Here is a 23,766-nt window from a genome sequence, read left to right as displayed (position 1 = left end):
GCCTACCGACGCTGTCGCGCCGGTAGGGAGTCATCAGCCTTGCGGCGGTTATCGGGGGAATTCCATCTCCATCAACGCGGCGATGGTAGGGGCGGCGCGGATGCAGCCAAGACGTTTTGGCAATTTCGTTGGAAGGTTTGGCGCGAGCGCCTTTGTCTACCGCGACAGCATTGCGTTCAGTTCGGCTGCGGTCCGCAGTTGCGCGATGCGTGCGGCGAGTTGCTTGCGTTTGGCGCCATCCGGCAGCTGCACCAGTTCGCTTTCAAGGCGCAGTCGGTGCGCCTCCAGGCGCTGCTCGAATGTGTGAGGCTCAGATCGCTTCCGTTTTTGAATCGTCTTCTGCATCATGCACCTTTGGCGGTTGAAGACCGGGACTGTTGACCCAGCGGTCCAATTGCTCGATGACCCGCGCATGGCTCGGTCGCTGCGGCTTCGGTGCCTGCGGCTCCTCGGAAAGCTTGCGGGGCAGCTTGACTTCGTTAGTCATGGCGTGCCTCTCGGAGCAGAACGATGGAGGCAGGAAATCGTTCCCTCGACCGCGATGTAAGCCATTGATTTAAATTGGTAATTTTACTCAGTTAACGTTTTTGTCTCAACCTACGGAACCCGATGCGATTTGGCTCGTTTAGCCAATTGCTCAATCCGCTAAGTTTGGGGCAAGTTGCAATGAACGAGCTTCGAGCCGAACGTCTCCAGGTGATGCTCTTGCCCGAGGAGATGGCCGCGATCGACGATTTCCGCTTCAAGCACCGCATGCCGACCCGCGCTGCGGCTGTTCGCGAACTGCTCAAGCTCGGCCTCGCGGGCCAGGCCGCTGACGCCGAGGCCGGGGTGAAATCCAGCGAGTACGGTGTATTAGATCGAGGACCGGAGGAGGGGCACACGCAAGCAGACCCTGGTCCGGACACGCCCAAGGGGATTGATGGCGCCTCCGCGCGGTCCGTGGATCAGCACAGCGGCGGTTCAAGCCGCGCCGAAGAGGTCCACGATCCCCTTCAGGATGCAGACCACCAGCGCTGACGAAAACATCGCCGTGCCGAGATCCGCAATGTAAAGCAGCTGCGCCTTCTGCTCCGCATCAAGCTGGTCGATCGCCTTGCGCATGGCCAGGCTCCTCTATCTCTTGCAGAGAACGCGCGCCGCCGATGTCGGTTCCCTTGTTGGCCCGGCGAGCCGAGCCGCCGGCATCAGGCGCGCTGCAGCGCCAACGTCACGCCGCCGAGGGTGAGCACCATGGCACCGATCTCGCGCAGGCCTAGCGGTTCGCCGAGGATGATCGCGGCCGAGATCACGCCGATGACAGGCACCAGCAGCATGCCTGTCGACGCCGATGTCGGCGGCAGGCGGCGCAGCGTCTCGAACCAGGTGAGGTAGCAGATGCCCATCGGCATCAGCGTCATGTAGACGAAGCAGCCGATGCCGAGCGGCGTGATCGCGGCGTAGTTCGGGTGTTCGAACAGCACGCCGAGCACCAGCATCACCAAGCAGCCGATGCCGACCTGCCAGGCGACTACGGCGAGCGGCGGCATCGGCAGCGGCTTGCGGTTCAGCACATTGCCGAGCGCAAACAGGATCGCGCAGGCAAGCGCCAGCGCAATGCCGGTGAGCTTGCCGGCGCTGAACGCGAAGCCGCCGCCGCTGAGCAGCAGTGCGACACCGGCAACGCCGAGCACCAGCGCGGCGAGGTCCCGCAGCGTCGGGCGGATATGCAGGACCGGCCAGGCGAACAGCATCGCCCAGATCGGCATGGTGTAGGCCAGCAGCGCGCCCTCGCCGACGGCGACGAATTTCATCGCGATGGTGCCGAAGCCCATCCAGGCAAAGACGTTGGTGAAGGAGGCGAACAGCAGCCGCGGGATTGCCTCGCGCGGCACGGCGAGCGACTGGCCGCGTATCAGCGCGAGCGAGCCCAGGATCACGGCGGCGCAGGTGCCGGCCAAGCCTCGCGCGAACAGCGGCGGCCAATGCTGCAACAGCAGCTTCATCAGCGGCCAGTTCAGCGCCCAGCCGAACGCCGTCACCATCAGGCAGAGAAAACCGATCGATCTGTCGCGCTGCGTCGTATCCATGGGCCAGCGCTTAGCAGACGGAGGCACGAGGCTCCATCGCCCGCGACGCATGTCGGGTCGCGAAAAATCCGTGGCCGGGATGAGGCGTCGCGCAATCCGGGGCAATTGTGCCAACCCTCACGATTCCCGGATCACACTGCGCTCCATCCGGGCTATGCGCCGCAAAAAACCGGCGCACCTTGCGGCGCGCCGGTGTCAGGTTCTACCAGCCTATGTTGAACTCAAGAGATCATGCCGACGCTGCGCGCGCGGTGCGGTTGCGCGAGTTGCGCTGGAAGAACAGCGCCTGGCTCGCGACCGCCGACACCATCGCCGGCTGGAACGGCTTCGAGATCAGGAACGCCGGCTCCGGCCGCTCGCCGGTCAGGAAGCGTTCCGGATAGGCGGTGATGAACACCACCGGCACCTCGAAGGTCCGCAGCAGCTCGTTCACCGCATCGAGCCCCGACGAGCCGTCGGCGAGCTGAATGTCGGCGAGGATCAGGCCGGGCTTCTTGTTCTTGGCAAGCGCCACCGCATCGGAATGGGTGCGTGCGACGCCGATGACGTTGTGGCCGAGATTCTTCACCAGGCTCTCGAGATCCATCGCGATGAAGGTCTCGTCCTCGATGATCAGCACGTCGGTGGCGATCTCGGCGGCCATCTCGCGGCCGGCGGCATCGGTGAGCTTGCGCGTCTCGGCGATGTCGGTGCCGAGGATGTAGCCCACCTCCTCCTCCGAGAAGCCTTCCAGCGAGAGCAGCAGGAAGGCCTGGCGCGGCAGCGGCGTGATGTTTGAGAGTCGGCGCTCCGGCGGCAGCGACAGCGTCGCCACGTCGGCGTTGTCATTGTTCACCGACACCGAATTCCATATCTGGGTAAACAGCCGGAACAGCCCGGCGCGCGGGCCGTGCGTCTGGTCCAGCAGCGCTCCATCCTGCAACAGGGCCTCGAGCATGGCCCCGACATAGGCGTCCCCAGACGCCTGATTTCCAGTCAGCGCGCGCGCATAGCGGCGCAACAGCGGAAGATGTTCAGCAACGATCTGCGATCGGGACATTCCCACTCCATCCTTGTTCTTAAGCCTACGGGCCTGAAACACGTTACGTCCTGGAGTGACGTATCAAGCTCCTAGGGCGACCCCGGTTCCCCTGCATGCCCGACTACGCGCGAAAGCCGAAAAAGTTCCGTGAAATAGTTCCAGCTTTCCGGAACTTTCTGCGCAACTTTGCATTAGCTCGGGACCGACGAGGCGACGCGGCCAGCCTCTCTTTTCGAGGAAACGACTTGGAAATCAGAGACTTAACTCCCGGGGAAACGTGGATCAGATCATGAAGGAAGTAAAGAAGCAGGGCGGTCTCAACGCCGAGATTCAATCAAGAATCGGGCACCAGCTTCGCGCCATGTACGACGACGTGGTGCGGCAGGGGGTCCCCGACCGCTTTGCGGAGCTGATCCGCAAACTCGACGGGCCTGAGGCGGCCGCGGCGGCCGTTGCCGGGGGCGACACCGACAAGAACAATGGAGGGGACTAATGCCTCTCACGAATGAACTTCGCGACGATATCTTGGCGTCGGTCCCGAGCTTGCGCGCATTCGCGATCTCGCTGTCCGGTAATGGTGACCGCGCCGACGATCTCGTACAGGAGACTCTGCTTCGGGCGATCGCCAATATCGACTCGTTCCAGCCGGGATCGAACCTGCCCGCGTGGCTGTTCACCATCCTGCGCAACCTGTTTCGCTCCGACTACCGGAAGCGACGGCGCGAGGTGGAGGACGCCGAGGGCAACTATGCCAAGACGCTGAAGAGCCAGCCGTCGCAAGCTGCGCATCTGGAATTCGAGGAATTCCGTGCCGCGCTCGACAAGCTGCCGCAGGACCAGCGCGAGGCCTTGATCCTGGTCGGCGCCTCCGGCTTCTCCTATGAGGATGCAGCGGCGATCTGTGGCTGCGCGGTCGGCACCATCAAAAGCCGCGTCAACCGCGCGCGATCGAAGCTGAGCGCCCTGCTCTATGTCGACAGCGCCGAGGACTTCGGTCCGGACAACACCGTGCGCGCCGTGATCGGCGGCAACGGCGGCTAGACGCTGGACATGCTGACAACGGAAAGGCGGCCCGATCGGGCCGCCTTTTGTTTGTGCGAGAGGCACTTTGCGTCCGCTCTAAAGCGCGATGAGATTTCGTTGAATCGTCATCGCGCTTTAGCTCTTCGTTTGAGCATGATCTCCGCGCAAACGCTTCGCGTTCGTCGCGAGGGAAAACCGCGTCACACTTTTCCGGATCATGCTCTAGCTCGCCATCGCGTTCCTGAACGCGTCGGCCTTGAAGCCGTTTCTCAACTCCAGGATCTTCGCCGCGATTTCGGTGACGGGGACCGGCGGGCTGAACAGGAAGCCCTGGGCTTCGTTGCAGCCTTCGGCCCGCATGTGGTCCAGCTGTTCGACCGTCTCGACGCCCTCGGCGATCGTCGTCATGCCGAGGCTCCGGCCGAGGCTGATGACGGCCTTGACGATCGATTTCGCGCCGTGGGTCGCCGTTGCGTCGCGGACGAATGATTTGTCGATCTTGAGCTTGTCGAACGGGAAGCTGCGCAGATAGCTCAGCGACGAATAGCCGGTGCCGAAATCATCCAGCGCGATGCGCAGCCCCTGCGCCTTCAGCCTGTGCAACGTTGCGATCGTCTCGGTGCTGTTTGCCAGGAAGACGGATTCGGTGATCTCGAGCTCGAGCCGGCGCGGCGACAATCTCGACGCCGTAAGCGCGCTGGAAATGATGTCGATGAGCCCCGGATCGCGGAACTGCGCCGCAGAGACATTGACCGCAAGCTTCATCTCGCTCGGCCAGGTGACGGCCTGTTCGCAGGCGCGATTGAGCACCCATTCGCCGAGTTGCACGATCAGCCCGATTTCTTCGGCGATCGGGATGAACTGGTCGGGCGGCACGAAGCCCCGCTTCGGATGCTGCCAGCGCAGCAGAGCCTCGAAGCCGCAGATGCGGTCGAGATTGAGATCGTAGAGCGGCTGATAGAACAGCGAGAACTCGTCCTTGACCATGGCTTCGCGAAGGTCGAGCTCGAGCGCGCGGCGCCGCTGCAGGCTTGCGTCCATCGCAGGCTCGAAGAACCGCCAGGTCCCCCGTCCCTCCATCTTGGCGCGGTACAACGCGACGTCGGCGTTCTTCAGGAGCTTCTCACCCGTCGTGCCGTCATTCGGCGACACCGACATTCCGACGCTGCATCCGACGACGACGCGATGTCCGTTCAGCTCGTAGGGGGCTCCGACACACTCGACGATGCGCCGTGCAAGACGCTCGGTGTCCTCGGTGTTCTGGATCCCGCATTGGATGACTGCGAACTCGTCGCCGCCCAGACGGGCGACGGTGTCGACCTCGCGAACACAGGCATTCAGCCGGTCGGCGACCGCGCGCAGCAATTCGTCACCTACCGGGTGTCCAAGGGTGTCGTTGACCTGCTTGAAATTATCGAGGTCCAGGCAGAATACCGCAAAGCGAAGGCCGCGGCCGGCCTGCGCCACCGCCTGCTCGATCCGTTCGGCCAGCAACGTTCGATTCGGCAGCTTGGTCAGCGCATCGTGCCGCGCCATGAACGCGATCTGCGACTCGGCCCTTTGTTGCTCGGTCACGTCCTCGCAGGTGACAAGCCAGCCGCCGTCCGTCGTCGGCCGTTGCGCGATGGAGATGATGCGCCCGTCGCTGAGATGCTGGAGATAGTTGCCGCCCTCGTGCGGGTTGATCGACCTGTCGCGCTCCGCCAGCAGGTCCGCCACGGTCCGGTTGCCGTGATTGCCCGCGGCAATGCTCATCTCGAGGATGTCTTCCAGCGTCATCCCCGGCACGATGAGCTCCGGCGACACATCGAAGATCTCGCAGAAGCGGCGGTTGACCACCTGCAGCCGCCCCTCGCTGCTGTAGAGGCACAGACCCTGCGACATATGAGTGAGCGCCGCATCGAGCTGCAGATTGGTCGCGTGCAGCTCCGCCTTCTGCTGCTTGAGCGTGGAGATGTCGCTGTAGACGAGGATGACGCCGCCTTCCTGGGTCTCGCTCCGGCTTACGCGCAACCATCGTCCATCGGACAACTGCGCTTCGCTCGCGAATCCGTTGACGTCCCCTTCGGCCGGCTCCGCAGCGTCGAGACGATCCGAGTGCAGAAGATGTGGCGAGAGACGGATGAACTCACTTGCGCGTGAATTTGCCAGCGCGATCTGGCCGTCGGCATCCAGCAGCACCACACCCTCGGGCGACGTTTCGAGCGCATCGGAGAGCCTTGCCTGCGCGGAGCGGCGTTGCGACACTTCCTGATTGACCATCCTCCGGATGTTGTCCCGCATGGTTTCCATTGCGGTCAGAAGGGTGCCGAGCTCATCAGTGCCGCCCTTGGGAATCGTTGCGTCCAGATCGCCGCCGGCGATGCGCCTGGCCGCCTTCGACGCAATGGCGACCGGTCCGATGATGCGGCGCGCCAACAGCCACGAAAACAGCGCCGACAGAAACAGCGCGACGGTCAACCCGCCCACGTTGAGCTGCAGATCCCGCTTGATCGTCGAGAGCGCGCGTTGCCGAAACAGAAAGCCGTCGCCCGCCGTATAATTGACCAGCAGCTCAACCTGCTGGCTCACAGTGTCGGAGTATCGGTCGATGTCGGCGACCGACATGCCCGAAGCATGCAGCTCGGACGCGCCCGTCCCCTGCGAAGAGGATTCAACGGCGCGGCGATGCAGCGCCATCCAGGCGTTGGCGGCTTCCTGAACCTTGGCGGCAGCCTTCGCCGCCCGGGACGATTGCGACCGATCGGCAGCGACCGTCAGATCGTCCGACAGCGTCTTCGCGAGCGCTTCGATCTGGCTGTCGAGCTTGGCGCGGGTCGCAGGGTTGGACGACATCAGGCGTTGCGACGACGCCACACGCATTGCGGCAAAGTCCGCGCCCGCGGCGCGGGCGTAGTTGATCGACATCAGGGATTCGTCGAACGTCTTGGCCACCAGATCGCCGGCATGGCGGATGCCAAGGACGGAGTAGCCTCCGAGCGCGACCGCAATGGCGCTCATCGCGAGGCAGAAAATGAGAATTTGAGTACGAATTGAACCTTTCGTCAGGGCAAGGCGCGAAAAGCAGCCGGCAACAAACCGAAACACTGCAACACTTCCCGATTTCAAGCTGGAGAGAAGGTCCATGTCCGCGTCCCGCTGCAGTGTGTGTTGCTCAAGCCACGCAGAACACCTGACGCAGCGGAAAGAAAAGAAAACTGCATGCGTAAATTGCTTTAGTAGTGACTGCAACTGATGCTGAAATCGTTAAGATCAACTACTGATAATCGTCATCACGGGTAATCCTGGACGCACCATTTGTGCCGTAGATTATCTGATGTCCGACTTTCAAGCGGGGGTCAAATGCAGTCAGGCTTGTTGCGCGCTCTGCGTCTGGGCAGCTTCGGCGGCGCGCCGATTGTGGCCGCGATGATCGCGGGAGCGCTCGTAGGAAGCGCCCTCGGCGCGAGCCCTTTCGTCATTTCGCAGAAGGATCGGGAGTTCAACCCGGCCGAGATTTCGATCAAGCGCGGCGAGATTTTACGATTCATTAACGATGACGGCGAACTTCTGCATCACGCTTACCTGAGTTCGGACAAGTTCAGCTTCGACTCGGGCGATCAGCAGCCGGGCAGCAAGTACGACGTCGCGTTTTCCGTGACCGGCGACTACACGGTGTTATGCGGCATTCATCCGAAGATGAAGCTCACCGTCCACGTCGCCAAATAGCGATCCTACAATATCGACGTCTTGAAGAGCGCGGCGTGACCGACATAGTAGACGAACAATGTCACCGACAGCGCCGCGCAAAGGCTGACCGGCGCGAGCCACGCCGCGCGAACATCGCGCGCTGATGTCCTGTTGTCGCAGACGATCGCAAGCAGGACGGCGATGATCGCCGAATGTCCGATCAGGTCGATCTTTCCGAATTCAAAGCAGGCGCTGATGAACATCCCGGTCAGCACCGCGGCTGCGCAGCGCCGGATCAGGGGCGTCCATAGCAGCGCAAAGGCGAGCGTGAATTCCACCATGCCTGCAGCACGCATGTAGAACTCGTTGTCGAAGCCGAGCGTGATGCTGGCGTGCTCGATGAGCAGCGGGAAGCTCCATTCCGGGTAAGCCCATTTTTCGATGGAGGCCCACATCAACGTCACCCCGGCCGAATACCGGACCACGTCGAGCGGTGAAATTCCGAACAGGTCCTTCTTGAGCCCAGTGAGCGCCAGATAGGCGGCGACGCCGAGAAAGATCGGATAGTCGGCAAGGTGAAACACGCCGTAGCCGCGCACGCCAATACCGAAGATGATCGCCATCCCGGCCGCGGACAGCGGCAGCGTGCGCCGCGACAGCATGCCGGCCGCGATGCCAAGCTGCAGCACGCCCACAAAGGTCGACGTCGTCTTCAACTCGGGGGTCAACAGGATGCCGCCGACGGCCCAGATCGAAATGAAGAAGAAGGCGCAGACGGCGCGGATCATCTCCTCGGTGCGCAGCCGCAGCGGCTCGGTGATCCGGTCGAGCGCGCGGATCGTTGCGGCCCCCACGACGGTGGGTTCGATCAGGCAGCCGGCAAAGAGCCAGAAGACGGCAACGCCGAGCAGCAATTCGAAATCCTGGCACAGGACATTTTCGAGACCCCGGGGCTGCCCCGCGACGTCATAGGCACAGAACCATTTGACATGCGCATCGGCATCTCTTGCCGCTACGACACAAAACAAAATCCCCAAAATGCACTTGGCGAAGACGGAGCGCCCAAGCGGTGCCGAACCGGCACGCCGCTCCCATCCACTGAACATTGCAATTACTGCCCACGCTTAACGATTACTGCGACGCTTAACGATTGGTTCATCTTACATCAAATTTTAGCGGTTTTCGCCAGCCAACATCTCCAGGTTGCTTCGTGGTTAACAGTACCGGATCCGTGTGTTGCGCCGCCTTTTGGCTGGTTGTTTCGGATTTTAGCTAGTTGCAGCACGAAGGCTCAATTCGCGGTGTAGTAGTGACGGTGCCCAACAAAGACCCATTGGGAGCCGGGGCATGTTCGGAACGTTGAGCGTCGTGACTGTGGGGCTGGGCTCGGTGCTCGCCTACGGAGCAAAATGGTATCCGTCGCGGACCGAAACGCTGGAGACCTGCGCGGGCGCGTTTCTGCTCGTCGGTCTCGGCCTGCTGGGCTCGGCGCTGCCGCATTTGTCCTGACCGGCGTCAGGCGGCAGGCCGCTCAGGCGCCTTCGCTTATCGCGGTAAGGTTGGGACCTTGGGTGTCTCGGGGGACGCTGTCAGCGTGTGAAGAAAGGCGATCAGATCATTCTTCTCACTCGCGGTCAGCGACAGTGGCTTGATGTCGGGCGACCGGCTCGGACGGTCGATCCCGCCCTTGTTATAAAGCTCAACAACCTGTTCCAGTGTTCCGACCGAACCGTCGTGCATGTAGGGCCCGCGGCGCGCGACATCGCGCAGGGTCGGGGTCTTGAACGCGTATCGGAGTTTTACGGACGTCGGGAAGAAGACGCCGCGGCCGATGTCATGGCCCTTGGCAACGCCGATATCCTGAAAGGATCCGTCCGTGAACGACGGCCCGTTGTGACAGGATGCGCAACGCGCCTTGCCGTTGAAGAGCTCGAAGCCCTGCTTCGCCGACGTGCTGATGGCGGTCTCGTCTCCCTTGATCCACCGGTCGAACGGTGCCTCGCCTGCCACGATGGAGCGCTCGAACGTGGCCAGGGCCGCCTCGATCCTCGGCGGCGTGATCGCGCTGTCGCCGAAGGCGTGAGAGAATGCATCGACATAGCCGGGGATCGCCGAAAGCCGCGCAACCAGTTCCGCTCTCGGCAGATTCATGTTCGCCGGAGCCTCGATGGGTCCGAACGCGACGGATTCGAGGTCCTTGAACTTGCCGTCCCACCCCAGGGGTTCGGTGAAAGCGACATCGATCAGGGTCGGGGCGCGAAGCGGCAGCCCCTTGGGATCCTCGCCGATGGCACGCGGAAGTCCGTCAGCCCATGAGAGGGATGGATTGTGGCAACTCGCGCATGAGTGCGTCTTCGACCGCGACAGCAGCGGATCAAAGAACAGCATTTCTCCCAGCGCGGATTTCGCCTCGGAATAGGGATTGCTGCTCGGAAAGGGAATGCTGTCGGGACGCCGATAGCTGGCGCGGACCTTCGTGAGGTCGTCCGGCGCCTTTGCCGTGGTCAGGGCGAACGATAGCCCCGCGGGCAACAGCGCGGTCAGCAAGGTCAAGCTGACCCAAAGCCTCATCGGGGTCCTCAGACGGTATCCTGCTCGGTCTCGCCCAAGCATGCTCAATGAAGGTTTAACAATGGGTTGCAGGTCGCCAAGAGAGGTTCAGGCGCTCGGCCTGAAAGTTCCAGCGACATCCTTCGCAGCGCGGTAGCACGGCTTCCAGGACGACCGAAAGGGAGCCTTTCGGACGAGCCGGCGGCTTTGCCGCCGGCTGATCGTCAGTGCCCCACCCGGGCGCTTCCGGGCGCTACTTCTTCACCGGGCGCACCGGCGCGGAAAACTGCTCGGTGCGGTCGCGCTCCGTCATGTCGACGACGGTACCCATCGGCGCGATCAGCTCGTAGACGTAGGAAACGTCGGTGAAATAGCGCTTTGCCGTGCCGCCGAGCGCTTCGGGCGCGACACGGTCGAGCAGGATCAGGCCGAAGTCGCTGTCCGGCCGCCGCGTTGCCTCGCTGGTGTTGAACTCCTCCCAGCGGAAATGGAAGATCGAGTCCGCGCCGTCACCCGTGACCTCCCAATTGGCGACGATGTGCGGGTGCTTGCCGACCAGCGACAGACCCTCGTCGGAATGCGAGGCGAGCTCGAAGAACAACAGCGACAGCGACTGCGCCGCGCGGGCGCTGACAGTAATGTCCGGACCGTTCACCGCGATGCGCTCGGCATGCGGAATCGAACGCGACTCGAACAGGCCCTTCAGCTTGACGCCCTGCCACTGGCTCTCGCTGAGCAGCGTCACGACATTCGACATCGCGTGGATCCGGCCGATCAGAAGCTCGCGCGCGACTTCGACGTCGGAGCCGTGGCGCAGCGTGCGCGTCACGATCGACTGGATCACCGCGAGGATGTTCTTGACGCGATGGTTGAGCTCGTCGATGACAGCCGTCAGCCGCCGCTCGAATCCGATCCGCACCTCGATCTCGCGGCTGAGCCGCAAATTGTTGTAGGCGACATAGCCGAACAGGCCGCAGACGATGCCGGTCAGCGCCAGTCCGATCGCCGCGACGATGGTCGCGGTCTGCTGCGCGCGCACCGTGGCGTTGCTCTTGGCGTAGTAGTCCAGCGACCAGTCGCGGCCACCGAAGCTCACCGTGCGGACCATCGACGGCGCCGGCCCGTCCTGGCGTACCGCACGCGAGGTGACGACGCCCTGTTCGTTGGCGATGAACTCGTCGTTGGAATCGCGCGGGTCCTTCAGCGCCACCGAGAACAGCGAGGAGTCGTCGTTGGTGAGCATCAGCGATGACAGCTCGTAGGAAAACGTGATGAAGCCGGCCGGCTCCGACGCATGCTCCTGAAACACCGGCGCCGCGAGCGCCACGCCGACCGGGCCATTCTGTCGCAGCAGCGGGATCGGGTCCGATGCGACCGGCTTGGCCTCGGCCATGGCTCGGGCCAGCATCGGGCCGACCACCGAGTGGCGGTCGAAGGCGCGGCCCGGGATGCTCAGGGTTTCCTGGTTGCGCGGCTCGACATCCATCAGCACGTTGATCGGCCTGTCGAGCGCCTTGAGGTCGAGCGGCTGGTCGTCGAAGTCGCGGATCGACGGGTTGGTGAAGCCTGCGGCTTTCAGCTCCGCCTCCGCCGCCCCCAGCTCGTTCGGCTTCAGCCGCGCAATCCAGGCGGCGACGACGAAATCGGTCTTGAAGGCGTAGATCGCCGAGCGCAGCGGCTGCAGCATGTTGGCCTTCACCGTCGACGGCGAACGGAACAGGCCCGAAGCCACCCGCGCCAGCAACTCGCGTTCGGTCAGGCGGTCCTGCACCAGGCTGGCATGGACGTCGATCGCTCGCGCCAACGCGATGCCGTCGAGCGCGAGTTCCTGGTCGTGCACCCGATAGGCCGCGAGACCGGACAGCAGGACTCCGATCAGCGCAATCAAGGCAACGATGAAGCCCAGCCGAACCACTCGCTTACTCGGCAATCAGGGGGTGGCAACAAGAAATGGAATGCATCTGAGGTCTGCGAGGGCGGCGACAAATCGAGGTGCGATGAAAGCCAACCGCAGCGGAATATGGAATAGCGATCATCGGTACGCAACAGAAGCTGGTCAGCAGCATTAACGCCGACGCCATCCGGCCAATCTTTGGCGGCGCCAGAGGTTGCTAATCGACAAAGTTGGATTTTGTTCCGGCGATCGCACAACTTTTTGTAGCAGATGCGATCCGCCCACCATCGCCGGTCATCCCGGAGGACGAGCGAGCCGCAGGGACAATGGGATCGGCGGCCGCGAGCGCCACAATGATTAACGGCTAGCCCGTCCTGGCTAGNCCCGCCTCTATTAGCTCGCCTTGGCCGCCTTGCCGGGAGCCTGCGACCGAAGGCCGCCCTTGGTCTCGATGAACTTGATGATGCGGTCGAGGCCCTCGCCCTTCTTCAGGTTGGTCATCACGAAGGGACGCTCGCCGCGCATCCGCCTGGCGTCGGTGTCCATCTTCTCCAGCGATGCGCCGACATGGGGGGCCAAGTCGATCTTGTTGATCACCAGCAGGTCGGATCGCGTGATGCCGGGGCCGCCTTTGGAGGGGATCTTATCGCCCGCGGCAACGTCGATGACATAGATCGTGAGATCGGCCAGCTCGGGCGAGAAGGTCGCGGCAAGGTTATCGCCGCCGGACTCGATCAGGACCAGATCGAGATCAGGGAATTTGGCCCGCATGTCGGCGACCGCGGCCAGGTTCATCGAAGCGTCCTCGCGGATCGCCGTGTGCGGGCAGCCGCCGGTCTCGACACCCGCGATGCGATCCGGCGTCAGAGAGCCCGAGCGCACCAGAAACTCGGCGTCCCATTTGGTGTAGATGTCGTTGGTGATCGCGGCAATGTCGTAGCGCTCGCGCATCGACTTGCAGAGCAGATCCATCAGCGCGGTCTTGCCGGAGCCGACCGGACCACCGACGCCGACACGCAACGGACCGTGAGAAGTGGGCATGTGAACAGCTCTCTTTGTTATCGTCGTCCCTGCGAAAGCGGGGACCCATAACCACCGAATTCCGTTGTTACGACGGGCCGAGGCCACCGCCTCACGCAATCACCAAGGCCGGTGTTTATGGGTCCCCGCTTTCGCGGGGACGACGGGTGGATGGTGTCACGCGTCATGACCTAAAGAGCCTCGTATACTGCGCTTCATGCCGCAAGCTTGCGAGATCGGCGCGGAAAGTCGCGCTGCCGAGATCGTCGAGCGACGCGGCTCCGGCACGGCGCGCGGTCGCGGCGACTTCAGGCTCGAGATCGGCCAGCACGCGCTGACTGTCGGTCTGTCCGAGCGGGATCAGCCGCGATCCGGCGGAAATCCAGTTGGACACCACGGCGTGGAGAAAGGCGTGCAGTGACTGCGCGAGCGGAATGCCGTGCGCGGCGCTGACGAGGCCGACGGCGACCGGATACACGATCGGGGCGTCGCAGGCCGCAATGGTCGCGTCGAGGCCAGGTGAATTCCAGGCGGCTCGCGCGATGTCGATGAAAGCGCGTCCCTGGGTCGTGGTCTCGAGCTGGCGTTCGCGCGACGGCACGAAGGCGGCGGCGAGCTCGGCGATCTCCCTCAGCGCGGCGCCATCCTGCTCCGATGCCGCACGATGGCTCTGCGCCAGGAACACGCCGTCGCAGAAACCGCTGCCGTCGATCAGCATTGCGGCGAGCCAGCCGCGAAGCGATCCGGCATCGGCGATATCGCCGGCCTCCACCGCCCATTCGATGCCGCTGGAATAGGCGAACGCGCCGACCGGGAAGGACGGCGACAGCCACGTCATCAGCCGGTACAGCGCCTTCGCCTCGCCCTCCGTCATCCCGCTGCTGACTGCGGCGGGATTCGGCTCATTTGTGGTCGTGAGCATGGGAGTGGTCGTGATGGTGGTGGTCGTGACCGCAATGCTCGTCATGCTGATGATCATGGCCATGGCCATGGCGATGATCATCGCCGTGATGATGGTGGTCATGATCATGATGGTGATCATGGCCGTGATCATGCGCATGGCTGTGGACATGATCGCGCCCGGTATGGCCATGCGCCTGTACCTCGGCGTGCGCATGCTCCGCATAGGCGCCGCCTTCGGGATCGAACGGCGCTTCGATTTCGATGACGCGGGCGCCGAGCCCCTTCACCATCGCCTCGATCACATGATCCCTGCGGATGCGCAGGCCCTTCGGCATGATCTGCGTCGGCAGATGACGGTTGCCGAGATGCCAGGCGACCCGGATCAGATGATGCGGATCGCTGCCGCGGATCTCGATGAGCGGCTCCGGAGCGGCGACCACCTCGATCAGGCGGCCGTCCTCCAGCACCAGCGCATCGCCGCCACGCAACGCTGTGGCGTTCTCGAGATCGAGCAGGAATTCGAGTCCGCGCGTCCCGGTCATCGCCATCCGCCGCCGGTGCCGATCGTCGAAATCGAGCACGACGGTGTCGGCCGGTGCGTCCTTCCAGCGGTGAAGTCCCAGAACCTTGGTCGCGCGGATCATTGAAGCCTCAGAACTTCTCGACCTTGCCGTCGCTGATGATCTCGATCACCGTCGGCCCGGTCTTCATCTGTGCGGAATATTCCCGCCACACCTTCATGTGCGGTGCCTTGGCATGCGCGGTGAGATCGTCGCGGGTCTCCCAACGCTCGACCACCACATAGAGGTTGGGGTCGTTGACGCTGACGTGCCCGTCATAGGCGAGGCAGCCCTTCTCCTTGCGGGTCTCGGCAGTGCAGGCCTTGTGACCCTTGATGAAGTCCTCGCGGTTTTCCGGCTTCATCGGCGTCGTGGCGATGACGTAGATCATGGATTGGCTCCTTGTTCTTCTTGGCTAGCGGACGTCGACCTTCTCGGGCGTGATCACCTCGATCCTCGGCGGCGCGGACATGCACTTCACCGCGACCCGGCCGAACGTCTTCATATGCTCGGCGGTGCGATGCGGCACCAGCGCCTCGGCATTTTCCCACTGCTCGACGAACACCATCTTGCTTTGGTCGGTGACGCTCTCGTGCAGATCGTAACCGATATTGCCGGGCTCCTTCCGTGTCTCCTTGATGCAGGCCGTCGCCGCAGCGATGAACTCGGCGCGGGTCTCGGGCTTGATGGTCAGCGTAGCAACGACGTAAATCACGGAAATTCCTCCCGGTTTTCTCTTCTGGTTCGAGTCTTATGTTGACGCGCTCTCTTTCCGCGAACCGGAAATCCACTTCGCTCGAAAACGCTCCAGTTACCGGGACGGGTTTTAGAACATAAAGTAACGCTGTGCCATGGGCAGCACCTCTGCAGGCGCGCAGGTCAGGAGCTCGCCGTCTGCACGTACCTCATAGGTCTCCGGATCGACCTGGATCTCGGGGGTCGCATCATTGTGGATCATGCTCTTCTTGGAGATCTTTCCGCGGGTGTTCTGCACCGCATAGAGCCTCTTGGCCGTGCCGAGCTTGCGGGCGAGACCGCCGGTGACGGCGGCCTTCGACGTGAACACCACCGACGAGGCCGTGAGCGCCTTGCCGAACGCCGCGAACATCGGCCGGTAGTGCACCGGCTGCGGCGTCGGGATCGAGGCGTTCGGATCGCCCATCGGCGCGGCCACGATCGAGCCGCCCTTGATGATGCAATCCGGCTTGACGCCGAAGAACGCCGGCGACCACAGCACGAGGTCGGCGAGCTTGCCCTTCTCGACCGAGCCGATCAGCTTCGACACACCATGCGCGATCGCCGGGTTGATGGTGTATTTGGCGATGTAGCGCTTGACGCGGAAATTGTCGTTGTCGTTGCCCTTGTCCTGCGGCAGCGCCCCACGCTGCTTCTTCATCTTGTCGGCGGTCTGCCAGGTGCGGATGATGACCTCTCCGAGCCGGCCCATCGCCTGCGAATCCGACGACATCATCGAGAGCGCGCCGAGATCGTGCAGGATGTCTTCGGCCGCAATCGTCTCCTTGCGGATCCGGCTCTCGGCAAACGCGAGGTCTTCGGCGATCGAGGGATCGAGATGGTGACACACCATCAGCATGTCCAGATGTTCGTCGATGGTGTTGCGGGTGAACGGCCGGGTCGGGTTGGTCGAGGACGGCAGCACATTCTTCAAGCCCGCGATCTTGATGATATCCGGTGCATGGCCGCCGCCGGCGCCCTCGGTGTGGAAGGCATGGATGGTGCGGCCCTTGAACGCCTTCACGGTATCCTCGACGAAGCCGGATTCGTTCAGCGTATCCGAGTGCAGCATGACCTGGACGTCGTAATCGTCGGCGACCGAGAGGCAGGTGTCGATCGCCGACGGCGTGGTGCCCCAGTCCTCGTGCAGCTTCAACGCGCACGCGCCGCCCTTGATCATCTCGACCAGGGCCGCCGGACGCGACGCGTTGCCCTTGCCCGAAATGCCGAGATTGACCGGGAAGGCGTCGAACGACTGGATCATCCGGCCCATGTGCCATGGACCGGGCGTGCAGGTGGTGGCGAAGGTGCCGTGCGACGGGCCGGTGCCGCCGCCCAGCATCGAGGTAACGCCAGACATCAGCGCGTGCTCGATCTGCTGCGGGCAGATGAAATGGATGTGGCTGTCGAATCCGCCGGCGGTGAGGATCTTGCCCTCGCCTGCGATCACGTCGGTGCCGGGGCCGATGATGATGGTGACGTTGGGCTGGATGTCGGGATTGCCGGCCTTGCCGATCGCCGCGATCATCCCGTCCTTGATCGCGACGTCGGCCTTGACGATGCCCCAGTGGTCGACGATCAGCGCGTTGGTGATGACGGTGTCGGCGGCGCCTTGCGCGTTGGTCACCTGCGACTGCCCCATGCCGTCGCGGATCACCTTGCCGCCGCCGAACTTCACCTCCTCGCCATAGGTGGTGAAATCCTTCTCGACCTCAATGATCAGATCGGTGTCGGCAAGCCGCACCTTATCGCTGGTGGTCGGCCCGAACATGTCGGCATAGACGGAACGCTTGATTTTCACGGACATGTCAACCCCCTGCTTCAGTCAGCGCAGCCTTCGCGCGCGCAATGGTGTCATCGAAAATGCGGTCAAGCCGCGGATTGACGCCCCGGCAACCGGCGACGACCTTCTCGGCCCAGCCGGCATAATCGGCAAGATCGTCGCGTTCGTGCTTGCTCGGATGCAGCACGATCCGGGCACCGATATTGCTGATCTTGTCCGCGGTCTTGATGAGTTTCGCCGCCTGCGACTTGTGCGGCGCGTCGTCGATCTGCTTCTGCCGGCGCACAGGCTTCGGCAGGCTCATGTCATCGGTACACTCGACGACGAGCGAGGCAACACGCGCGCTGAATGCGCGCGCAAGTTCGTCGCGCGTGGTCGCAGTATCCTCGATGGTGTCGTGCAGCCAGCCGGCGGCCACCAACTCGGCATCGGCGCCATCGGTGACCGCAGCAAGCAGGTTCGCGACCTCGGCGAGATGATTGATGTAGGGCTCGCCGCTGCGTCCCTTGCGCGCCATCCCGCTGTGACGGCGTGCCGCGAACTCGGCAGCTTCAGAGATCAGGCGGATCGCGGGGAGCATCGGATCACAACTTGCCCTTCACCTCGGCGCGGAAGCCGTGGATCACGCGCTTACCGGCGAGCGCGACGAGCTGGACGTCGCGGGTCTGGCCAGGCTCGAAGCGGACGGCGGTGCCGGCGGCGATGTCGAGGCGCATGCCACGGGCCCTTTTACGATCGAACTTCAGCGCCGGGTTGGTCTCGAAGAAATGATAATGCGAGCCGACCTGGATCGGCCGGTCGCCGGTGTTGGCGACCGAGAGCGTCACGGTCTTGCGGCCGGCATTGAGCTCGATCTCGCCATCCTTGATGAAGAGTTCGCCGGGGATCATTTTTCTTCCTCCGTCATTCCGGGCCACGCGAAGCGTGAACTATGATGCGCACTGCACATCTGAGAATCTCGAAGCACAATCTCTGGATTCCGGGTTCGGCCTTCGCTCCCCGGAATGACAATGAACGTCAGCGGATCGGCTCGTGCACGGTGACGAGCTTGGTGCCATCAGGGAATGTGGCCTCGACCTGGATGTCGTGGATCATCTCGGGGATGCCATCCATCACCTGGGCGCGCGTCAGCACCTTGGCGCCGGCCTGCATTAGCTCGGCGACGGTGCGCCCGTCGCGCGCGCCCTCGACGATGAAGTCGGTGATCAACGCCACCGCCTCGGGATGGTTCAGCTTGACGCCGCGCTCGAGCCGGCGGCGAGCCACCATGGCCGCCATCGAAACCAGGAGCTTGTCCTTTTCGCGGGGAGACAAATTCATGCGAGCACTCTGATGGTCTTGAAAGGGTTAGTTGAGCCACAGCCGCGGCAGCGGGACCGCGGAGGCGCGGCCGAGCACGGTGATCATGTCGGCGCGCAGCCGCGCCGCATCTTGGGCACAGAAGCGCGCCATTGCAAATCCGTTCCAGGCGGAAATGCCGACTTCGCCGCCGAAGCCGTCCGCCGCCGCGCGAACGCGCTCGACCAACGCCGCGTCGCCCGGCGCGATCAGCGCGGTGCCGATGGCCGTGCCGCCGTTGGCGATCGCGGGCCGGGCCAGCCTCTCGCCGATCTCGCCGTCGAGACGAACCGTCTCGGCAAACACCAGCCGGCCGCCGCGGCGCATCCGCCAGCGATCGACGAACTCGCCATGGCGCATGGTCTCGCCCATCGCGGCGCGGCCGAATACCACGATCTCGCAGAGCAGCAGGGAGGCATCTTCGGCGAGATCGATGTCGAAGCGGCGCTGGATGCGGGCGCGGTCGAACAGGATCGTCTCCTGCGGCAGCCAGGCCAGATGCGCGCTCGGCCCGGCCTTCAACGAAATGTCGAGCCGTGCTGCAGCGATCTTATTTTGTTTGGACGCTTTTTCTTCCCGCGAACCGGTATCCACTTCGCTCGAAAACGCTGTCGATGCACGATAGACCTTCTCGGCCGCCGCCGTGGTCAGCGTCAGCCGAGCCCCTTCGCCGGCAGCGATCGCAATGTCGAAGCGGTCGCCCCCGGCAATGCCGCCGGCTGTGTTGACGAACATGGCCGACAGGCCCTCGCCCTCAGGCGAGGGAAAGCGCACGCGCAGCGAACCAGACTCATGCAGGTCGCCGCGGCGAGTGACGCCGTCCGCAAGGTGCACGTCAAACCGCACCGCGCCCCGGGCGCGGTTCGCTGCAAATGTCACTGAGGCCGCGCCCGCGATGTCGCTCCGCATCCGCCCCAACGCTCCCTTGCTCGCACGCCGCAGCGCTACAATCTCACTACAGCGCCATCTGGCCGCTGATCTCGGCCGGATCGAGGTTCGTGCGGGCGCAGGCATACTTCACCGCACCCCGGTCCATCACCGCAAAACTGTCGCCGAGTTCGCAGGCAAAGTCGAGATATTGTTCGACCAGCACGATCGCGATGTTGCCGAGATTGCGCAGATAAGAGATGGCGCGGCCGATATCCTTGATGATCGAGGGCTGGATGCCCTCGGTCGGCTCGTCGAGCAGCAGGAGTTTTGGCCGCATCACCAGCGCACGGCCGATCGCAAGCTGCTGCTGCTGGCCGCCGGAGAGGTCGCCGCCGCGGCGCCCGAGCATGGTTTCCAGCACCGGAAACAGCGAGAACACATCGTCGGGGATGTTGCGGTCCTCGCGCTTCAGCGGCCCGAAGCCGGTCTTCAGGTTCTCTTCCACCGTGAGCAGCGGGAAGATCTCGCGACCCTGCGGCACGAAGCCGATGCCGCGCCGCGCCCGCTCGTAGGGCTTCAGCGCCGTGATGTCCTTGCCGTCGAAATTGATCGCGCCGGAGGCGATCGGGTACTGCCCCACCATGGCGCGCAACAGCGAGGTCTTGCCGACGCCGTTGCGGCCGAGCACGCAGGTGACCTTGCCGGGCTCGGCGGTGAGCGAGACGCCGCGCAGCGCCTGTGCCGCGCCGTAATAGAGGTTGATGTTGTCGACCTTCAGCATCGCTTACCGCCCCAGATACACTTCGACGACCCGCTCGTTGGACGACACCTGGTCGATGGTGCCTTCTGCCAGCACCGAGCCCTCGTGCAGGCAGGTCACCTTGACGCCGAGCTCGCGCACGAAGGTCATGTCGTGCTCCACCACCATGATGGTGTGGTTCTTGTTGATCTCCTTGAGCAGCTCCGCAGTCAGGTGCGTCTCCGCGTCGGTCATGCCGGCGACCGGCTCGTCGACCAGCAGCACCTTCGGGNCCAGCAGCATGCCGATCTCCAGCCACTGCTTCTGGCCGTGCGACAGGCTGCCGGCGAGGCGGTTGCGCGCATCGGTCAGGCGGATGGTTTCGAGCACCTTGTCGATGCGCTCGGCCTCGGCCCTGCTGCCGCGCCAGAACAGGGTGCCGCGGACGGAGTGGTCGACATTGAGCGCGAGCAAGAGATTGTCCTGCACGGTCTGGCTCTCGAACACCGTCGGCTTCTGGAACTTGCGGCCGATGCCGAGCTCGGCGATGCGGGTCTCGTCGAGCCGGGTCAGGTCCACGGTGCCGTCGAACAGCACAGTGCCCTCGTCCGGCTTGGTCTTGCCGGTGATGATGTCCATCATCGTGGTCTTGCCGGCGCCGTTCGGACCGATGATCGCACGCATCTCGCCGGGCTCGAGCGTCAGCGACAGATTGTTGATGGCGTGGAAGCCGTCGAACGAGACATGCACGCCGTCGAGATAGAGCATGGCCGAGGTGGCGCGGGTATCCATCACGTTCATGATCCTACTCCGCCATCTTCGGGGCGCCGACGCCGTCTTCACGCGCCGCGCTCGCCTCGTCGGCCGCGATGCACGAGTTGCGCTGCACCCTCCGCGGCTCCCACCAGGAATTGAAGGTGCCGACGATGCCCTTGGGCAGCAGCAGCGTGACCAGGATGAACAGCGCGCCCAGCATGAAGAGCCAATAGGGCGCGAGTGCCCCCGAGGTGAAGAAGGTCTTGGCGTAGTTGACGACGAAGGCGCCGAGCGCCGCGCCCACCAGCGTGCCGCGGCCGCCGACCGCGACCCAGATCACGGCCTCGATCGAATTGCCGGGTGCGAACTCGCTCGGATTGATGATGCCGACCTGCGGTACATAGAGCGCGCCGGCGACGCCGGCCATGCAGGCCGACAGCGTGAACACGAACAGCTTGTAGGATTCGACCCGGTAGCCGAGGAAGCGGGTGCGGCTTTCGGCATCGCGCACCGCAATCAGCACCTTGCCGAGCTTCGAGGTCACCACCGCGCGACAGATCACGAAGGTGATCACGAGTGCGAGGCAACTCAGCAGGAACAGCGCGCAGCGCGTGCCCTCGGCCTGGACGTTGAAGCCGAGGATGTCCTTGAAGTCGGTCAGGCCGTTATTGCCGCCGAAGCCGAAATCGTTGCGGAAGAAGCCGAGCAGCAGCGCATAGGTCATCGCCTGCGTGATGATCGAGAGATAGACGCCGGTGACGCGGGAGCGGAAGGCGAGCCAGCCGAAGCAGAAGGCAAGAAGTCCCGGCACCAGCAGCACCATCAGCGCCGCAAACCAGAACTTGTCGAAGCCGTACCAGTACCAGGGCAGCTTGTCCCAGTTCAGGAACACCATGAAGTCGGGCAGAACAGGATTGCCGTAGACACCGCGGCTTCCGATCTGGCGCATCAGGTACATGCCCATGGCGTAGCCGCCGAGCGCGAAGAACGCGCCGTGGCCGAGCGAGAGGATGCCGCAATAGCCCCAGATCAGGTCGATCGAGAGCGCCAGGATGGCGTAGCAGACATACTTGCCCCACAGCGCCACCAGATAGGTCGGCACGTGGAAGACCGAGCCCGGCAGCAGCAGCAGGTTCGACAACGGGATCAGCACGCCGAAGGCCGCGACGATCAGGATGAAGCTGGTCGCGGCGCGATCCAGCGAACGGGTGAGGATGTGCGGTGTCATGCTTCCACCGCCCGTCCCTTGAGCGCGAACAGGCCGCGGGGCCGCTTCTGGATAAACAGGATGATCAGTACCAGGATCGCGATCTTGCCGAGCACCGCGCCTGCCACCGGCTCGAGGAACTTGTTGGCGATGCCGAGCGTGAAGGCGCCGACCAGCGTGCCCCAGAGATTGCCGACGCCACCGAACACCACGACCATGAAGCTGTCGATGATGTAACTCTGGCCGAGATTCGGGCTGACATTGTCGATCTGCGACAGCGCCACGCCGGCGATACCGGCGATGCCGGAGCCGAGTCCGAAGGTCAGCGCATCGACCCGCGAGGTGGCGATCCCCATCGAGGCCGCCATGCGGCGGTTCTGCGTCACCGCGCGCATCTCGAGCCCGAGCGCGGTGTAGCGCAGCATCGCGAGCAGGATGGCGAACACCGCGAGCGTGAAGCAGAGTATCCAGAGCCGGTTATAGGTGATGGTGATCTGGCCGAGCTCGAACGCGCCGCTCATCCAGGAGGGATTGCCGACCTCGCGGTTGGTCGGGCCGAACATGGTGCGCACCGCCTGCTGCAGCACCAGCGACAGACCCCAGGTCGCAAGCAGCGTTTCCAACGGACGGCCGTAGAGGAAACGGATAATGGTGCGTTCGATCACAACGCCGATGGCACCTGCGACCAGGAAGGCGAGCGGCACGGCGATCAGCAGCGAATAGTCGAACAGGGCGGGATAGCGGGTGCGGATCATCTCCTGCACCACGAAGGTGGTGTAGGCCCCGAGCATCACCATCTCGCCATGGGCCATGTTGATGACGCCCATCACGCCGAAGGTGATCGCAAGCCCAATCGCGGCGAGCAGCAGCACCGAGCCGAGCGACAGGCCGTACCAGGCATTCTGCACCATCGACCACATTGCAAGGTTGCTCTGGATCGAGGAGATCGCGGAGCTTGCAGCCTTGGTGACCAGCGCCGGCTGATCCGTGCCGACATCGTTGAGCAGCGCCAGAGCCTCCTGGTCGCCGCGCGCCTTGATCACGGCAATGGCATCGAGCTTGTCGCTGTCGGACGCATCGGACTTGAACAGGATGATGGCGGCGCGCGCCTCGGCAAGGGCCTGCTTGATCGACTTGTTGGTCTCCTTCGCAAGCGCGCTCTCCACCGTCGGCAGCAGGTTCTCCTCGTGGCTCTTGAACACCGATTGCGCGGCGGCAAGGCGCTTGGCCGGATCCGACGACAACAGCGTCAAGCCGCCGAGCGCGGCCTCGATGGCACGACGCAGGCGATTATTGACCCGGACGTCGGCGACATTGTCCGACAGCTTGTCGACGGCGGCGCCGGTTGCGGCGTCGATGATCTTGCCGTCGCTTCGCGTGACGAAGATCTTCTTGGTGTCAGGATCCGCTGATAGCCGGCCATCCTGCAGCGCGCTCAGAATCGTTGACGCAAGCGGATTGCCTGATGATGCGACCTCGCCGATCGCAGCCTCGGTGTCGGAGAAGTCGTCATTGGCGAATTTGGCGACCGAGTCTTCGAACGGCCCGGCGAGTGCCGGCACGACAAGACAGGTCAGCAGCAGAACAGCAAGCAGCAGCGCGCGAACGCGATCAGAACAATGAACAAGC

The 23,766-nt window shown here is 63.7% G+C and carries 27 protein-coding genes, 2 pseudogenes and 1 riboswitch; of the genes and pseudogenes, 5 read left to right on the top strand and 24 right to left on the bottom strand.

All coding sequences use genetic code 11. From position 1 onward, the window contains the following. Positions 1-16: 16 nt before the first annotated feature. Positions 17-79: riboswitch (Fluoride riboswitch) on the bottom strand. 77 nt (positions 80-156) lie between these two features. Both AS156_RS38910 and AS156_RS43655 read right to left on the bottom strand, forming a co-directional pair. Beyond that, a complete protein-coding gene (locus AS156_RS38910; RefSeq protein ID WP_066515768.1) occupies positions 157-345 on the bottom strand; it encodes a hypothetical protein in 189 nt (62 codons plus the stop codon). Continuing rightward, on the bottom strand, positions 311-487 hold the full coding sequence (locus AS156_RS43655) for a hypothetical protein (RefSeq protein ID WP_201456190.1): 177 nt from the start codon (positions 485-487) through the stop codon (positions 311-313). The genes AS156_RS38910 and AS156_RS43655 overlap by 35 nt, the downstream gene beginning before the upstream one ends. Positions 488-666: 179 nt before the next feature. Here AS156_RS43655 and AS156_RS38900 point away from each other — a divergent pair. Then, a pseudogene (locus tag AS156_RS38900) lies at positions 667-897 on the top strand (hypothetical protein); the annotation flags it as partial. A gap of 66 nt (positions 898-963) precedes the next feature. Here AS156_RS38900 and AS156_RS43205 read toward each other — a convergent pair. From AS156_RS43205 to AS156_RS38890, 3 genes are all read right to left on the bottom strand, one after another. Next, positions 964-1,104 (bottom strand): hypothetical protein, encoded by a 141-nt coding sequence (locus AS156_RS43205; protein WP_160331204.1) that lies wholly within the window; start codon positions 1,102-1,104, stop codon positions 964-966. Between the two features lie 83 nt (positions 1,105-1,187). After that, positions 1,188-2,069: a DMT family transporter gene (locus AS156_RS38895; RefSeq protein ID WP_066515740.1), complete on the bottom strand. Its 882-nt coding sequence runs from the start codon at positions 2,067-2,069 to the stop codon at positions 1,188-1,190. A 229-nt stretch (positions 2,070-2,298) separates the two neighbouring features. Then, positions 2,299-3,108: a response regulator gene (locus tag AS156_RS38890; protein ID WP_066515738.1), complete on the bottom strand. Its 810-nt coding sequence runs from the start codon at positions 3,106-3,108 to the stop codon at positions 2,299-2,301. A 271-nt stretch (positions 3,109-3,379) separates the two neighbouring features. Between AS156_RS38890 and AS156_RS38885 the strand changes: the two genes are divergently transcribed. Both AS156_RS38885 and AS156_RS38880 read left to right on the top strand, forming a co-directional pair. Then, positions 3,380-3,583, top strand: coding sequence for a NepR family anti-sigma factor (locus AS156_RS38885; RefSeq protein WP_018269610.1), 204 nt, complete (start codon positions 3,380-3,382; stop codon positions 3,581-3,583). After that, on the top strand, positions 3,583-4,131 hold the full coding sequence (locus AS156_RS38880; RefSeq protein ID WP_066515735.1) for a sigma-70 family RNA polymerase sigma factor: 549 nt from the start codon (positions 3,583-3,585) through the stop codon (positions 4,129-4,131). The genes AS156_RS38885 and AS156_RS38880 overlap by 1 nt, the downstream gene beginning before the upstream one ends. Positions 4,132-4,335: 204 nt before the next feature. Here AS156_RS38880 and AS156_RS38875 read toward each other — a convergent pair whose 3' ends face one another. Beyond that, complete coding sequence (locus AS156_RS38875) at positions 4,336-7,239, bottom strand: EAL domain-containing protein (RefSeq protein WP_066515732.1); 2,904 nt, start codon at positions 7,237-7,239, stop codon at positions 4,336-4,338. 216 nt (positions 7,240-7,455) lie between these two features. Between AS156_RS38875 and AS156_RS38870 the strand changes: the two genes are divergently transcribed. Then, positions 7,456-7,821: a methylamine utilization protein gene (locus AS156_RS38870; protein WP_066515729.1), complete on the top strand. Its 366-nt coding sequence runs from the start codon at positions 7,456-7,458 to the stop codon at positions 7,819-7,821. A 5-nt stretch (positions 7,822-7,826) separates the two neighbouring features. On the opposite strand, the gene AS156_RS38865 is transcribed toward AS156_RS38870, so the two are convergent. Beyond that, positions 7,827-8,810, bottom strand: coding sequence for a hypothetical protein (locus AS156_RS38865; RefSeq protein WP_082747973.1), 984 nt, complete (start codon positions 8,808-8,810; stop codon positions 7,827-7,829). A gap of 319 nt (positions 8,811-9,129) precedes the next feature. On the opposite strand from AS156_RS38865, the gene AS156_RS43200 reads away from it, so the two are divergent. Then, positions 9,130-9,291, top strand: coding sequence for a hypothetical protein (locus tag AS156_RS43200; protein ID WP_160331203.1), 162 nt, complete (start codon positions 9,130-9,132; stop codon positions 9,289-9,291). Between the two features lie 36 nt (positions 9,292-9,327). Here AS156_RS43200 and AS156_RS38860 read toward each other — a convergent pair whose 3' ends face one another. From AS156_RS38860 to urtB, 17 genes and pseudogenes are all read right to left on the bottom strand, one after another. Then, positions 9,328-10,353 carry a cytochrome-c peroxidase gene (locus tag AS156_RS38860; RefSeq protein ID WP_066515728.1) on the bottom strand — a complete coding sequence of 342 codons (1,026 nt, stop codon included), beginning with the start codon at positions 10,351-10,353 and terminating at the stop codon, positions 9,328-9,330. Positions 10,354-10,585: 232 nt separating this feature from the next. Next, positions 10,586-12,247 (bottom strand): CHASE domain-containing protein, encoded by a 1,662-nt coding sequence (locus AS156_RS38855; protein ID WP_066515725.1) that lies wholly within the window; start codon positions 12,245-12,247, stop codon positions 10,586-10,588. Between the two features lie 372 nt (positions 12,248-12,619). Further along, entirely contained in the window at positions 12,620-13,267 is a 648-nt protein-coding gene (ureG, locus tag AS156_RS38850) for an urease accessory protein UreG (RefSeq protein ID WP_066515722.1), read from the bottom strand. Between the two features lie 163 nt (positions 13,268-13,430). Further along, positions 13,431-14,168, bottom strand: coding sequence for an urease accessory protein UreF (locus tag AS156_RS38845; RefSeq protein ID WP_066515721.1), 738 nt, complete (start codon positions 14,166-14,168; stop codon positions 13,431-13,433). Then, positions 14,149-14,793, bottom strand: a complete 645-nt coding sequence (locus AS156_RS41595) for an urease accessory protein UreE (protein WP_082747972.1) — start codon at positions 14,791-14,793, stop codon at positions 14,149-14,151. The genes AS156_RS38845 and AS156_RS41595 overlap by 20 nt, the downstream gene beginning before the upstream one ends. A 7-nt stretch (positions 14,794-14,800) precedes the next feature. Beyond that, positions 14,801-15,100, bottom strand: a complete 300-nt coding sequence (locus AS156_RS38835) for a putative quinol monooxygenase (RefSeq protein WP_066515719.1) — start codon at positions 15,098-15,100, stop codon at positions 14,801-14,803. Between the two features lie 24 nt (positions 15,101-15,124). Beyond that, positions 15,125-15,424, bottom strand: a complete 300-nt coding sequence (locus tag AS156_RS38830) for a putative quinol monooxygenase (protein ID WP_066515718.1) — start codon at positions 15,422-15,424, stop codon at positions 15,125-15,127. A 111-nt stretch (positions 15,425-15,535) separates the two neighbouring features. Continuing rightward, entirely contained in the window at positions 15,536-17,251 is a 1,716-nt protein-coding gene (gene ureC, locus AS156_RS38825; protein ID WP_066515716.1) for an urease subunit alpha, read from the bottom strand. A 1-nt stretch (position 17,252) separates the two neighbouring features. Next, the gene (locus AS156_RS38820; RefSeq protein ID WP_066515714.1) at positions 17,253-17,807 is read right to left on the bottom strand and encodes an HD domain-containing protein; all 555 of its coding nucleotides are present in this window, start codon (positions 17,805-17,807) and stop codon (positions 17,253-17,255) included. Between the two features lie 4 nt (positions 17,808-17,811). Further along, positions 17,812-18,117, bottom strand: a complete 306-nt coding sequence (locus AS156_RS38815) for an urease subunit beta (protein WP_066515712.1) — start codon at positions 18,115-18,117, stop codon at positions 17,812-17,814. A gap of 127 nt (positions 18,118-18,244) precedes the next feature. Further along, complete coding sequence (locus AS156_RS38810; RefSeq protein WP_028334687.1) at positions 18,245-18,547, bottom strand: urease subunit gamma; 303 nt, start codon at positions 18,545-18,547, stop codon at positions 18,245-18,247. 27 nt (positions 18,548-18,574) lie between these two features. After that, positions 18,575-19,474, bottom strand: coding sequence for an urease accessory protein UreD (locus tag AS156_RS38805; RefSeq protein WP_066515765.1), 900 nt, complete (start codon positions 19,472-19,474; stop codon positions 18,575-18,577). A gap of 46 nt (positions 19,475-19,520) precedes the next feature. Then, positions 19,521-20,216 (bottom strand): urea ABC transporter ATP-binding subunit UrtE, encoded by a 696-nt coding sequence (gene urtE / locus AS156_RS38800; protein ID WP_066515710.1) that lies wholly within the window; start codon positions 20,214-20,216, stop codon positions 19,521-19,523. Positions 20,217-20,219: 3 nt separating this feature from the next. Beyond that, a pseudogene (locus AS156_RS45490) lies at positions 20,220-20,466 on the bottom strand (ABC transporter ATP-binding protein C-terminal domain-containing protein); the annotation flags it as partial. Between the two features lies 1 nt (position 20,467). Further along, a partial coding sequence (locus AS156_RS38795; RefSeq protein WP_245313256.1) for an ATP-binding cassette domain-containing protein occupies positions 20,468-20,975 on the bottom strand: 508 nt, incomplete at its 3' end. Between the two features lie 4 nt (positions 20,976-20,979). Beyond that, the gene (urtC, locus tag AS156_RS38790) at positions 20,980-22,158 is read right to left on the bottom strand and encodes an urea ABC transporter permease subunit UrtC (protein WP_066515696.1); all 1,179 of its coding nucleotides are present in this window, start codon (positions 22,156-22,158) and stop codon (positions 20,980-20,982) included. Next, the gene (gene urtB / locus AS156_RS38785; RefSeq protein WP_066515763.1) at positions 22,155-23,735 is read right to left on the bottom strand and encodes an urea ABC transporter permease subunit UrtB; all 1,581 of its coding nucleotides are present in this window, start codon (positions 23,733-23,735) and stop codon (positions 22,155-22,157) included. Before urtB ends, urtC begins: the two co-directional genes overlap by 4 nt. Positions 23,736-23,766: the final 31 nt, after the last annotated feature.

It is taken from the genome of Bradyrhizobium macuxiense (assembly GCF_001542415.1).
Taxonomy (GTDB): domain Bacteria; phylum Pseudomonadota; class Alphaproteobacteria; order Rhizobiales; family Xanthobacteraceae; genus Bradyrhizobium; species Bradyrhizobium macuxiense.
Note: the sequence above shows the minus strand (reverse complement) of the source record. Positions and strands in the feature narration are given on the sequence as shown.

What these genes read in the sequence shown, in the direction of transcription:
- AS156_RS38875 (WP_066515732.1), bottom strand. Translation starts at nt 7,239, where the DNA reads ATGGACCTTCTCTCCAGCTTGAAATCGGGAAGTGTTGCAGTGTTTCGG.
- ureC (WP_066515716.1), bottom strand. Translation starts at nt 17,251, where the DNA reads ATGTCCGTGAAAATCAAGCGTTCCGTCTATGCCGACATGTTCGGGCCG.
- AS156_RS38835 (WP_066515719.1), bottom strand. Translation starts at nt 15,100, where the DNA reads ATGATCTACGTCATCGCCACGACGCCGATGAAGCCGGAAAACCGCGAG.
- AS156_RS38880 (WP_066515735.1), top strand. Translation starts at nt 3,583, where the DNA reads ATGCCTCTCACGAATGAACTTCGCGACGATATCTTGGCGTCGGTCCCG.
- AS156_RS38895 (WP_066515740.1), bottom strand. Translation starts at nt 2,069, where the DNA reads ATGGATACGACGCAGCGCGACAGATCGATCGGTTTTCTCTGCCTGATG.
- AS156_RS43200 (WP_160331203.1), top strand. Translation starts at nt 9,130, where the DNA reads ATGTTCGGAACGTTGAGCGTCGTGACTGTGGGGCTGGGCTCGGTGCTC.
- urtE (WP_066515710.1), bottom strand. Translation starts at nt 20,216, where the DNA reads ATGCTGAAGGTCGACAACATCAACCTCTATTACGGCGCGGCACAGGCG.
- AS156_RS38810 (WP_028334687.1), bottom strand. Translation starts at nt 18,547, where the DNA reads ATGAATTTGTCTCCCCGCGAAAAGGACAAGCTCCTGGTTTCGATGGCG.
- ureG (WP_066515722.1), bottom strand. Translation starts at nt 13,267, where the DNA reads ATGCCCACTTCTCACGGTCCGTTGCGTGTCGGCGTCGGTGGTCCGGTC.
- AS156_RS38910 (WP_066515768.1), bottom strand. Translation starts at nt 345, where the DNA reads ATGCAGAAGACGATTCAAAAACGGAAGCGATCTGAGCCTCACACATTC.
- urtC (WP_066515696.1), bottom strand. Translation starts at nt 22,158, where the DNA reads ATGACACCGCACATCCTCACCCGTTCGCTGGATCGCGCCGCGACCAGC.
- AS156_RS38815 (WP_066515712.1), bottom strand. Translation starts at nt 18,117, where the DNA reads ATGATCCCCGGCGAACTCTTCATCAAGGATGGCGAGATCGAGCTCAAT.
- AS156_RS38890 (WP_066515738.1), bottom strand. Translation starts at nt 3,108, where the DNA reads ATGTCCCGATCGCAGATCGTTGCTGAACATCTTCCGCTGTTGCGCCGC.
- AS156_RS38805 (WP_066515765.1), bottom strand. Translation starts at nt 19,474, where the DNA reads ATGCGGAGCGACATCGCGGGCGCGGCCTCAGTGACATTTGCAGCGAAC.
- AS156_RS38860 (WP_066515728.1), bottom strand. Translation starts at nt 10,353, where the DNA reads ATGAGGCTTTGGGTCAGCTTGACCTTGCTGACCGCGCTGTTGCCCGCG.
- AS156_RS43205 (WP_160331204.1), bottom strand. Translation starts at nt 1,104, where the DNA reads ATGCGCAAGGCGATCGACCAGCTTGATGCGGAGCAGAAGGCGCAGCTG.
- AS156_RS43655 (WP_201456190.1), bottom strand. Translation starts at nt 487, where the DNA reads ATGACTAACGAAGTCAAGCTGCCCCGCAAGCTTTCCGAGGAGCCGCAG.
- AS156_RS38820 (WP_066515714.1), bottom strand. Translation starts at nt 17,807, where the DNA reads ATGCTCCCCGCGATCCGCCTGATCTCTGAAGCTGCCGAGTTCGCGGCA.
- AS156_RS38845 (WP_066515721.1), bottom strand. Translation starts at nt 14,168, where the DNA reads ATGCTCACGACCACAAATGAGCCGAATCCCGCCGCAGTCAGCAGCGGG.
- AS156_RS38885 (WP_018269610.1), top strand. Translation starts at nt 3,380, where the DNA reads ATGAAGGAAGTAAAGAAGCAGGGCGGTCTCAACGCCGAGATTCAATCA.
- AS156_RS41595 (WP_082747972.1), bottom strand. Translation starts at nt 14,793, where the DNA reads ATGATCCGCGCGACCAAGGTTCTGGGACTTCACCGCTGGAAGGACGCA.
- AS156_RS38870 (WP_066515729.1), top strand. Translation starts at nt 7,456, where the DNA reads ATGCAGTCAGGCTTGTTGCGCGCTCTGCGTCTGGGCAGCTTCGGCGGC.